The organism is Peptostreptococcus sp. (assembly GCF_977045075.1).
Window position 1 is genome coordinate 1 of record NZ_CDRRTB010000050.1, and the last position, 11,677, is coordinate 11,677.

Here is an 11,677-nt window from a genome sequence, read left to right on the forward strand (position 1 = left end):
CCTATAATCTTTATATACACAATGGCCTTCCACCAACACCAATTGCCAGTCCAGGTATCAAGTCTATGATAGCAGCGTCAAGGCCTAGCAAGACAGACTACCTCTACTTTGTAACAAATGTAAATGGCGTAAATTCGTATAGTAAGACTTTTGAAGAGCATGATAAGAATGCTAAAAATTACCATAAAGAGAGGGATGCTAAAGAAAAGGCTGACCAGGAAAAATCGTCTGCTACTGATAAAACTGGAACTAGCTCAAGTACTGATGAAAAGACAAGCACTAGTTCTGACAAGAGCAAGACAAACTAGCTAGAGGATTCTATTGCAGGGAGGGTAAACTTCCCTGCTTTTTAAAGGAGTGAAATAAGGTGAGTAATATTGTAAACGATAAGGTTGAAAATTATATAAGGGAGACCTTGAAGCCTAGTCAGGGGCTATTGAGAGACCTAGAGCTATATGCAGAAGAAAACTCTGTTCCCATAATTCATAAGGAGGTTGCCGACCTATTAAGAGTTATTTTAAAGCTAAAGAGGCCGAAAAAAATCCTAGAACTAGGTTGTGCAATAGGATATTCTTCCTTATTTTTTGCCGATGTCCTAGATGGAGATGTTGAAATTGTAACTACAGAGAGAAATCCAATAATGTTGGATAGGGCCCAAGATAATATAAAGAAGGCCGGTATGGAGGATAGGATAAAGATTTTAGTTGGAGATGCAGAAGAAACTCTAAAGGACCTTGAAGGGACCTTTGATATGATATTTATAGATGCAGCTAAGGGCCATTACAAGATGTTTTTTGATATGCTTATAGGTAAACTAAACCACGGTGGAATAGTTATTTCTGACAATATACTTTACAAGGGTATGATAGCAAGTGATGACTATGTGGTCAGGAGAAAAAAGACTATAGTTAAGAGGATGAGGACATATTTAGATTACATATGCGATTTAGAGGGTATAAGTACATCGTTGATACCTATAGGTGATGGCCTAGCCATATCCTACAAGGACTAGTTGGATTTTTAATATGGTACAATATAAGTGGGTTTAAATATTATATAAGCAAGGAAAAGGAAGGAATAAATGGAAAGAGTAGAACTATTGGCTCCTGCGGGAGATTTAGAAAGATTAAAAATAGCCATAGAATATGGGGCAGATGCCGTATACCTTGGTGGTGAAAATTTTGGCATGAGAACAGCAGCCAAAAACTTCTCAAACGAAGAAATCAAAGAAGGGGTCGAGTTTGCCCATAAAAGAGGAAAAAAGGTATTTGTAACCGTAAATATAATTCCTCATAATGAGGATTTTAACGGATTGGCAGAATACTTAATAGAATTAGAAAAGGCAGGTGTTGATGCCCTAATAGCTTCAGATCCTGGTGTTATATCTGTAATAAAGGATACAATACCTAATATGGAAATCCACCTAAGCACCCAGGCCAACACAACTAATTACCACAGTGCCAATTTTTGGTATAAGCAGGGGGTTAAAAGGGTTGTTATAGCTAGGGAATTATCGTTCAAGGAAATTAAAGAACTTAGAGATAACATACCGGATGACATGGACGTAGAAGCCTTCATGCATGGGGCCATGTGTATATCATATTCTGGTAGGTGCCTGATAAGTAACTATATGACAGGTAGGGATGCTAACAGGGGGTCTTGTGCTCAATCATGTCGTTGGAAGTATAGCTTGGTTGAAGAAAAAAGACCTGGTGAGTATTATCCTGTTTACGAGGATGAAAGGGGAACCTTCTTCTTCAATTCTAAAGACCTTTGTATGATTGAATATGTGCCTGAATTGATAGAATCTGGTATTACAAGTCTAAAGATAGAGGGTAGGATGAAGACAGCCTACTATGTTGCAACAGTTGTAAGGGCATACAGGATGGCTATAGATGCCTACTATGAAAAAGGCTCTGACTGGAAGTTTGACCCAATATGGCTAGATGAGTTAAAGAAGGGTAGTCATAGACACTTTACTACAGGATTCTATAATGACAAGCCAGGCCATGAGGAACAAAATTATGCTTCTGCTTCATATGTTAGAAACTACGACTTTATAGGTATTGTAGTCGATGGACCAGACAAGGACGGCTATGTAACTGTAGAGCAGAGAAATAAGATGGTTGTAGGTGACCAGATAGAAATAATAGGACCGTATACTGCTACTCTTGAAACCGAAATATTAGGGATGTTTGACGAAGAAATGAACCCTATTACTGAGGCTCCACATCCAAGACAGCTTGTTAAGATGAAGCTTCCAGAAGGAGTAGGACTTAACTTTATGCTAAGAAAGGCTATAGAGGAAAAGTAAAAGGACAAATGCCAAAGGGGCTTATTATACTAAATTTATAAAAAATGCTATTTAAAAAGATATTTTCAAAAATTTGAAGGTATCTTTTTATTTTTGTCTATAAATAAATAGGATTAAAAAGATCCTTTAATTTCTACCTGTTGGGGGGATATAAGTGTATGATATTACAAAAATGTGAGAAAAAGTATATAGCCACATTAGCAACTCATAAGATTTGTGATTATAGTGGGCGTAATAAGGAATACAGGGGTTATTTAGCGACCGAATTTATATTTAGCCTTATTATTTTTTCTATAACCATATATATATTCTCATTTTTTATTGTGAATGTGACTTATATGGAGAAGAAGCTAGACGATAGGGACAAGCTTGATTATGTAATGGGAAAAGCCCTACTAGAGGAGAGGTCCTATCTGAAAAAATATAAGGGTGACTATGAGAATTTGGACCTGGTATCAACTCATCATATTGATGGGAACAGTATAGAAATCAAGAGAGTCTTTAAGGATAAGAGATTTGGCTGGGTGGAATCTGAGCTTATTGTATATGAAAATGGGACTAATAAGAAGATACTTTTACATACAATTATAGGTCTTGAATAGTTGACTGGGGGTCGTGCTTTTGATGAAGAAAAATAAATATAAGGGGTCTATGTCAGTAAATGTAATACTATTATTTATGTTCCTTGTATCACTGGTTGTATTGTTTATGCCCCTATACAGGGACCTAGGAGACTTTAAAAAGGACTACGACAGCTTGTATGGCCATGATTACGAGCTTGCTTCAATAGAGAGGGCCTTTATGGTAAATGCCTATTATACTCTAGAGGATACATATCTAAAAAGTAAAGATTCTAAGGACTTTTATGACCAAGTCTTGAAGAAGGATACAAGATTTTATAAGGATTTAATTGAACAAAAATACATTAAATCTCCACATACAAAATATGAACTGATTACAGGTGATGGGGGTTATTATGAAATTGTTAAAAAAGATAATTATGTTGAATTTTATGTAAATTATTACTATGAAAATAATAGCATTGATAGGTGGAAGAGGAAAAAATATAGGGTCTATTGTCCCTTTGAAAAATTAGGCTTGGATAAGAAGGATAGGCCAAGTCTCGAGATAGAAGAAATCAAAAACTTATTTGTAGAGCTGGCATAGAATATAAATATATATTAAAAAAGGGGAGACGAAGTCTGTTGGAAGTAATAAAGAAGCATAGGGGGACTAGCTTTGTAGAGCTAGCTATTGCCATGTCAATATTGCTTGTGGTAATATCCATATCAATAGTGAGGGTAAATAGGGATTGCTTAGTCTTTGATTCTACAGTTACAAGAGTGAAGACTGATATTAGAAGGATAATAGTAATGGGCCAGGATGACTATTACACTTACAGGATAAGCTTTTATAGGGGTTATTATTCAGTAAGTAGGGATGGGGTGGAAATCTTCAAGAGGTACCAGGGTGACCACACCCATGTATTAAGTGGGACAAGGCTTGAGTTTAAGGGCATAAAGAGGATGGGAGCGCCAGGTGGTGGTGGCAGCCTCTATGTATTTAATGATAGGACAAAGAATTTGGAGAGGATTACCTATATACCTGCTAGTGGCAGGGTGACATCATATAAGGATGATTATCTCAAGAAAAAAATTATGATAGATAATTGGTTGTCCGAATTAAGATAGTTTTTTATCCACATATATTAGTTTTATATAGGCAGGGCTAATTAGATATACTAGGGGGGAAATTATGAATCTAGAATCAAGACTTATAAATATAAATGGCAAGAATAGTATTAGGAAAAGTGATGCCTATATAATGGTAGAGGTCTTGGTATATCTAATGATAGCAAGTATTATACTGGTCTCAATAGGTATAATTTTCAGGTCATCTATATCAATAAAAAATAGTATAATAAGTAAGATAGAAATGAGACAAATGGCCTCTGTAGTAGAGGATAGGATTAGGTATGAAATGGGAAATAGCGTAGGAATTACCAGAGTCTGGGGTAAAAACAGCGGGGACACTAGCTATAAAAATGTGAGAAAAATTGAATATAGGGCCTATAGTAAGCTTCAAAAGGAGGTATTGGAAAGTAAGTATATAAGCATTGAGGGTGATAGGATATATGTGGAAAATCAGGGCAAGTATCAAATAGGGAGACATATAGAGTCTATGGATATTGATGATGAAAAAGACTACATGAAATATAGGTTATATTTTAAAATTGCTAGGAAGACCTATACTAAAGAGTTCATTTTATTAAAAAAAATATAAATTTTAAGAAGGCCCCATTCAAAAGATATGAATAGGACCTTTTCTCTTACATATTATTGATTTCTTCCAAAAGGGTATCAACTATTGTTTCTTGAGGAATTTTCTTGACGATTTCTCCTTTTTTAAATAGTAGACCAACCTTGTCACCACCTGCTATACCTATATCAGCTTCTCTGGCTTCACCAGGTCCATTCACGGCACAGCCCATTATGGCTACAGTGATGTCCTTTTCTAGTGATGATATTTTATCTTCTACCTCATTGGCTAGGTCTATCAGGTTTATATTACACCTACCACAAGTGGGGCAGGATACTATTTTTATCTTGTCATTTAGGAGGTCTAGGCTCCTAAGTATATCCTTGGCTACAGGGATTTCCTCAGTAGGGTCACCTGTCAAGGATATTCTGATAGTATCACCGATACCATCAGCTAAAAGAGAACCAACACCTATGGCTGATTTGATAGTACCCCTTTTTATTCCACCGGCCTCAGTGATACCAAGGTGGAGTGGGTAGTCAACAGTCTTAGACATCAACCTATAGGACTCTATTGACCTTATTACATCAGAATTTTTAAGTGATATTACTATGTCCTGAAAGTCTAGGTCCTCTAGGATTCTGACATGTCTCATTGCTGATTCTACCATTGCTTCGGCTACTGGGCCACCATATTGGTTTAGGAGGTCCTTTTCTAGTGAACCACCATTTACACCTATTCTTATAGGTATATTATTATCTTTGCAGGCCTTGACAACCTCTTTGGTCTTGGCAAGGCTACCAATATTACCAGGATTTATTCTGATACCATCAACCTGGCTTCTTACTGCTTCAAGGGCAAGCCTATGGTCAAAGTGTATATCTGCAACGATCGGTATATTAATTTCTTTTTTTATATTTGCTATATTCTTAGCAGCATCCATATCTACAACAGCAACTCTTACAAGATCGCAACCAACATCCTCTAGCCTGTGTATCTGGCTGATAGTAGTCTTAGCATCCCTTGTATCGGTAGTAGTCATGGATTGTACTGATATAGGGCTATCACCACCTATGTTTAGGTTTCCAACCCTTACCATCCTAGTTTTTCTTCTTTTATAAGTCATTTTTTACCTTCCTAAGTTAGTAGTCTGATTATGTCCTTGTAGGTTACAAATAACATCAAGCCTAAGATTACAAATAGGCCTATAGCATTAATATAACCTTCTACCTTGGCGGGGAATTTCTTACCACCCCTAATTGCTTCAATAATCAGCATTAGGATTCTCCATCCATCAAGGGCTGGAATAGGTAATAGGTTCATTAAGCCTATATTTAAGCTGATGATTGCAGTCAGGTAGAGAACATTTATTATGCCTGTTGTAGCAGCGTTAGAGACCATCTTTACCACGCCTACAGGTCCTGATAGGGCATCAGCCGCCTTACCAGATAGCTGTCCAGTAACTAGCTTCCATAAAAAGCTAAGCATGGTCTTTGATGTATCATAGGTTACAACAAAGGCCTGTTTCACAGCCTTTATAGGCTGATTTTTCTCATAGGCAGGCTGTATTCCTACAATATATCTGCCAGCCTGGTTCTGAGCCCTTAATTTAACAGTATTTACCTGGCTTTTCCTCTTGTATTTTATTGTAAGGTCTTCCTTACCATACTTATTAACTAATTTACTTATGTCGTTAAATTCCTTAGTTTCTTCTCCATTTATAGAGAGGATAGTATCATCCTTTTGCAGACCTGCTAGGGCGGCAGGGGACTTATCTATTACCTGACCGAACCTTGTAGTAGGTGCACCTATAAAGAAAAATACAGGTACTAATAGGATTATACAAAAGACAATATTTACAAAGGGCCCTGCAAATATAGTAAGGAACCTCTCCTTTAAAGATTTTTTTCCAAATGAATTTGGGTCATCAGAATCATCATCTTCACCTTCCATGGCTACGTAACCACCAATGGGAATCATTCTTAGAGAATATTTAATGCCCTGAGATTCCCTTGAAAAAATTTGCGGTCCCATTCCTATAGAAAATTCATGTATGGTTACGCCAGCCCTTTTAGCCAACATAAAGTGTCCTAGCTCATGGACAAATATAATTAGTCCAAAAACCAAAATTGCAACAATTATATTCATATTTCACCTACCTTTAATTTATTAAAACTCAAACCAGTAAAATCTAGTCATAACTAGCCGTGACCAAAGAACTTACTGACCTTTCTTTACAAGTATATACTATTATAAAAGCCTTTAATTATGCTTAAGATTAAAGGCTATTAGTAATTTATATATTTTATTCCCAAAATAGGGGCTAGTTAATAATATTTTTTATATAGGACCTGGTCCAAGCATCTATATTAATTATATCTTTTAGGTTTGGTTGGTCTATAAAGTCATGCTCGTTCATTGCCATTTCAATATACTTAGGTATATCATAAAAACCTATCTTATCATTAAGGAAATATTCCACTAAGACTTCATTTGCTGCATTTAGGACTGTAGCACTAGTGCCACCTTCCCTTAGGGCCCTATAGGCAAGGTCTAGGCAAGGGAAAACATCCAGGTCAGGTCTTTGAAAATTAAGGCTGGCAATTTTAAATAGGTCAAGCCTTTCAAAATCGCTATCAAGCCTACTTGGGTAACTAAGTGCATACTGAATTGGTACACGCATATCAGGACAACCTAGCTGGGCTATGACCGATGAGTCTTGGAACTGGACCATAGAGTGGACTATGCTCTCAGGATGAACATGGACTATTATATCCTCTGGTTCTACATCAAATAACCACTTAGCCTCTATTACCTCAAGTCCTTTGTTCATTAGGGTAGAGGAGTCGATACTAATTTTCTGGCCCATTGTCCAATTTGGGTGCTTAAGGGCATCTAACTTACTTACATTTATTAGGTCCTGTCTTGACCTACCCCTAAATGGTCCACCAGATGCAGTCAAGAGGATTTTATCTATCTTATTTGACTCCTCACCATTCAAGCACTGGAATATGGCACTATGCTCACTGTCGACAGGTAGTATCTTGGCCTGGTGCTTTTTAGCCAAGTCCATTACTATCTGACCAGCTGTTACCAAGGTTTCCTTATTGGCAAGGGCAATTGTAGTCGAATTTTTAATTGCTTCCACTGTTGGCAATAGGCCTATCATACCTACCACGGCAGTAACTAGTATATCTATTGTCCTTGAACCTGCAATTTTTATTAGTCCCTCGTGGCCCTTATATATATTGATCTTAGCAAGGTATGGACTTGTAGCCACCTTTTCCTCTACTAGTGTTAAGAATTCTTCATATGCAGTATCATCAAATATAGCAACTGATTTTGGTTTGAATTCATTAATCTGGTCTAATAGCTGGTTAATACTCTTATTGACAGTCAAACCTTCAACCCTGTAAAGATTAGGGTTTTTTCTGATAACATCAAGAGTTTGGCTACCAATGGATCCAGTAGAGCCTAGTATTGATATATTCTTTATTTTCATTGTTTCACTTCCTTTTTAAAATGCTTAGTATATTATAGCATAAGTGCATATGCTAGATATGAAATAAAAAATATTTTTTTTATAATATTTTTTTGATTTTAGGTCCTAAAATCTAGACTAGGACTAGCTTTGAAAAAGATAAAAATTATAAAAGTTTATTATAATGATAAACTTAAAATTTATAAAATGATAAATAAAGTGATTTTGTTAGCTTGACTGATAAACATTTTAGGTATATATTATAGGGAGTAAGTGATAGGATTTGGGTTGAATGAAAATAATAAAGACAGGTATATGGCGAGGAAGTGATGTGAATGTTTGATTTAGAGCATAAACCAAGAAAATTAAATAAGGATAGGTATAGTGAAAGTCAGCTTGTTAACTATAAAAAGGAACATGAAAGGTTTATCAATATATCGCCAAACAACTATATTAGGTCTTTGAAAGACACATCAACAAAGAAGGCAATGATACCCATGGTCCTTATTAGCCTGATGGATAAGAATAATAAGATATTTATGACCTTAGACGACCTATCTCTTGAACTAGACTACCCCAAGACAGGCCTGTCTGTATTATTTGGACAGTATAAAAAAATGGATTTTTTAAAGAAGATTAGGAATGGACTGTATATGGTTAATCCTCTTGTATCATATAGGGGATCAAAGTACGAGAGAGATAAATTAATTAAGGAGTATAATAGTGTGGATAAAGGGAAGAAGTGATAGATATGAATTATATATTTGACAGGGATATAATGAGGTGGTTTGACCATCTCTTTGAAAAACATACCAACACATTTTTAATAGATAATTTTATTTGTAACATGTACGATAGGGCCAGGCCGGTGGATAAAAGTGATATTCTTCCTCTGGCGACAAAGAGGTACAAGGATGATAGTGTAATTAGTTTAGCCAAAAAGGAATCAAGTTTTTGGACTATTAGCTTTTTACTGTCTTCCAAATATGTATATGAATTAAGAGAAAATGTTCATCCATATTTTGGTCACTATATTTATGAGAATATATCAGTTTACAATAACGATGATGTATACTCTTTTGTAAATAAGTATTTGTTAGATATACTCAATTATATGGTTGACTACATATATTATCCTGAAGAAGATGATTACTATATAGACTATAGGGATGAATTTATCAATACCTGCTCGGCTATGGATTATGGTGAGAGGGTCCTGGTTACTGATGACATTTATATGTATATTATTTCTGAAGACCAGCTGAATTTTATAGATAAGTCGGAAAGATTCAATTTGGAACTAAGATTTGACTCTAGAGGCGGTCAGGAATTAATGGATGCTATCCTTGACTTGAGTAGGTCTATTTTATTAAAAACCAGGTGATAAGCACAAAATAAGTATATGGATAGGTTATACAAGGAAAATAGGATAGGTAAGATAGGCAAGACAGATAAAATTAAAAAGATAAATAAGATAAATTAGGTAATATGATAAATATAATATATTAAAATTAGATAATAAAAATAATAGAAATTGGAGGGAAATTTAATTATGAACATAGAAAAAATGACATTAAGAGTACAAAATGCCTTGAATGATGCTTTTTCTGAGGCAGTTAGAAACAATAACCAACAGGTTGATGTAATCCACCTACTTTATGCTTTGTTAGACCAGGAGGATGGGTTAATACCAAATATAGTAGAAAAAATGAATATAAGTTCTGATTCTTTAAAGAGGTCAGTTAAAAACGAAATATCTAAGCTACCAAGTGTAACGGGTGGCGGTGCAAACTCACAAGGAGTAACTGCAACTAGGGCTATAAATGAAGTAATGGTTGAGGCAGAAAAAATAGCAGATGACTTTAAGGATTCTTATATTAGCGTTGAGCATATTATGTTGGCTATATTTGATAAAGAAAAGTCATCAGCTATAGGAAGAATATTTAACCAGTATGGATTGGTTAAGCAGGAATTCTTGAATGTACTACACCAAGTTAGGGGTAACCAGAGGGTTGATAGTCAGGATCCAGAGGGTACCTATGATGCCCTAGCTAAGTACGGAACTAACCTTGTTAAACTAGCAGAAAATAATAAGCTAGACCCTGTTATAGGTAGGGATGAAGAGATAAGGAGGGCCATTAGGATCCTATCAAGAAGGACAAAAAATAATCCAGTCTTAATTGGTGAGCCTGGAGTAGGTAAGACAGCCATAGTTGAAGGGCTTGCCCAGAGAATCGTAAAGGGTGACGTTCCAGAGGGCTTGAAGGATAAGGTGATCTTCTCCTTAGATATGGGTGCCTTGATAGCCGGTGCCAAGTTTAGGGGTGAATTCGAAGAGAGATTAAAGGCGGTGTTAAAGGAGGTATCGAGCTCTGAAGGCAAGATAATCCTATTTATCGACGAAATACACACTATAGTCGGTGCTGGTAAGACTGAAGGTTCTATGGATGCTGGAAACCTAATCAAGCCTATGTTGGCAAGAGGCGAGCTTAACTGTATAGGAGCAACTACCTTTGATGAATATAGGAAGTATATAGAAAAGGATAAGGCCCTAGAGAGAAGATTCCAGCCTGTTATAGTTGATGAACCAAGTGTTGAAGATACCATATCTATTCTTAGGGGTCTAAAAGAAAGATTTGAAATCCACCACGGTATCAGGATACACGATAATGCGATTGTTGCTGCAGCCAAGCTGTCAGACAGGTATATACAGGATAGATACCTACCTGATAAAGCCATAGACCTGATAGACGAGGCAGGTGCAATGATTAGGTCAGAGATAGATTCTCTTCCTACAGACCTAGATATTGTTAGAAGAAGACTATTTATGCTAGAAACAGAGAGAGAAGCCCTTTTGAAGGAAGAAGATGAAAAGTCCAAATCAAGACTTGAAGAATTAGAAAAGGAGCTTGCTGATCTTAAGGAAGAAAATGATAGCATGACAGCTAGGTATGAAAAGGAAAAGAACAGGATTACAGAGCTAAAAGAACTTAAGTCTAAGCTAGATGAGGCTAGGGCCAAGGTTGAAAAGTATGAAAGAGAGTATGACTTCAATAAGGCAGCAGAGGTAAAGTTTGGTCAAATACCAAAATTAGAAGAGGAAATAAAAAACTTTGATGACAAGTATGACAAGGAAGCGGGAGATAGCCTTCTAAAGGAGGAGGTAACAGAAAATGAAATTGCAGATATAATTTCTAAGTGGACTGGCATACCTGTTAGCAAACTAGTTGAAACTGAAAAGGCCAAGCTATTAAATCTAGAAAATCATCTACACAAGAGGGTTATAGGGCAGGATGAAGCAGTTACTGCAGTATCTAATGCCATCTTAAGGTCTAGGGCGGGTCTTAGTGACCAGAAAAAGCCTATGGGATCCTTTATATTCCTAGGTCCTACTGGTGTAGGTAAGACTGAGTTGGCCAAGACACTTGCAAGAGACCTGTTCGATAGCGAGGACAGTATTGTTAGGATAGATATGTCTGAGTATATGGAAAAGCACAGCGTATCAAGGCTAGTAGGACCACCTCCAGGCTATGTAGGCTATGAAGAGGGTGGTCAGCTAACAGAGGCTATACGTAGAAAGCCATATTCTGTAATCTTATTTGATGAGATTGAAAAGGCCCATG

General features: G+C 36.3%; 13 protein-coding genes. 10 read left to right on the forward strand and 3 right to left on the reverse strand.

The genetic code is table 11. The annotated features are described in order from the left end of the window. From ACW6OJ_RS05210 to ACW6OJ_RS05240, 7 genes are all read left to right on the forward strand, one after another. Positions 1–308, forward strand: a 308-nt coding sequence (locus ACW6OJ_RS05210) for an endolytic transglycosylase MltG (RefSeq protein WP_456095956.1), incomplete at its 5' end; no start/stop codon positions are given. A 59-nt stretch (positions 309–367) separates the two neighbouring features. Beyond that, entirely contained in the window at positions 368–1,012 is a 645-nt protein-coding gene (locus tag ACW6OJ_RS05215) for an O-methyltransferase (protein ID WP_455104779.1), read from the forward strand. Positions 1,013–1,081: 69 nt separating this feature from the next. Further along, positions 1,082–2,314, forward strand: a complete 1,233-nt coding sequence (locus ACW6OJ_RS05220; RefSeq protein ID WP_455104778.1) for a peptidase U32 family protein — start codon at positions 1,082–1,084, stop codon at positions 2,312–2,314. Between the two features lie 158 nt (positions 2,315–2,472). Further along, positions 2,473–2,916: a hypothetical protein gene (locus ACW6OJ_RS05225; RefSeq protein WP_293426075.1), complete on the forward strand. Its 444-nt coding sequence runs from the start codon at positions 2,473–2,475 to the stop codon at positions 2,914–2,916. A 22-nt stretch (positions 2,917–2,938) separates the two neighbouring features. After that, complete coding sequence (locus ACW6OJ_RS05230) at positions 2,939–3,481, forward strand: hypothetical protein (RefSeq protein ID WP_293438092.1); 543 nt, start codon at positions 2,939–2,941, stop codon at positions 3,479–3,481. A gap of 38 nt (positions 3,482–3,519) precedes the next feature. Continuing rightward, a complete protein-coding gene (locus ACW6OJ_RS05235) occupies positions 3,520–4,005 on the forward strand; it encodes a hypothetical protein (protein WP_456095957.1) in 486 nt (161 codons plus the stop codon). Positions 4,006–4,069: 64 nt separating this feature from the next. Further along, positions 4,070–4,597: a hypothetical protein gene (locus ACW6OJ_RS05240; RefSeq protein WP_455104776.1), complete on the forward strand. Its 528-nt coding sequence runs from the start codon at positions 4,070–4,072 to the stop codon at positions 4,595–4,597. A 46-nt stretch (positions 4,598–4,643) separates the two neighbouring features. Here the strand turns inward: ACW6OJ_RS05240 and ispG are convergent, their stop codons facing one another. The 3 genes from ispG to ACW6OJ_RS05255 form a co-directional block, all read right to left on the reverse strand. Further along, positions 4,644–5,699, reverse strand: a complete 1,056-nt coding sequence (ispG, locus tag ACW6OJ_RS05245) for a flavodoxin-dependent (E)-4-hydroxy-3-methylbut-2-enyl-diphosphate synthase (protein ID WP_456095958.1) — start codon at positions 5,697–5,699, stop codon at positions 4,644–4,646. Positions 5,700–5,710: 11 nt separating this feature from the next. After that, a complete protein-coding gene (gene rseP / locus ACW6OJ_RS05250) occupies positions 5,711–6,721 on the reverse strand; it encodes an RIP metalloprotease RseP (protein ID WP_455104775.1) in 1,011 nt (336 codons plus the stop codon). 175 nt (positions 6,722–6,896) lie between these two features. Further along, a complete protein-coding gene (locus tag ACW6OJ_RS05255) occupies positions 6,897–8,075 on the reverse strand; it encodes a 1-deoxy-D-xylulose-5-phosphate reductoisomerase (RefSeq protein WP_456095959.1) in 1,179 nt (392 codons plus the stop codon). A gap of 314 nt (positions 8,076–8,389) precedes the next feature. Here ACW6OJ_RS05255 and ACW6OJ_RS05260 point away from each other — a divergent pair, with 314 nt between their 5' ends. From ACW6OJ_RS05260 to ACW6OJ_RS05270, 3 genes are all read left to right on the forward strand, one after another. Beyond that, on the forward strand, positions 8,390–8,800 hold the full coding sequence (locus ACW6OJ_RS05260; protein ID WP_293433370.1) for a replication/maintenance protein RepL: 411 nt from the start codon (positions 8,390–8,392) through the stop codon (positions 8,798–8,800). Positions 8,801–8,805: 5 nt separating this feature from the next. Next, positions 8,806–9,438 carry a hypothetical protein gene (locus ACW6OJ_RS05265; protein WP_304194661.1) on the forward strand — a complete coding sequence of 211 codons (633 nt, stop codon included), beginning with the start codon at positions 8,806–8,808 and terminating at the stop codon, positions 9,436–9,438. 168 nt (positions 9,439–9,606) lie between these two features. Then, a partial coding sequence (locus tag ACW6OJ_RS05270) for an ATP-dependent Clp protease ATP-binding subunit (protein ID WP_456095960.1) occupies positions 9,607–11,677 on the forward strand: 2,071 nt, incomplete at its 3' end.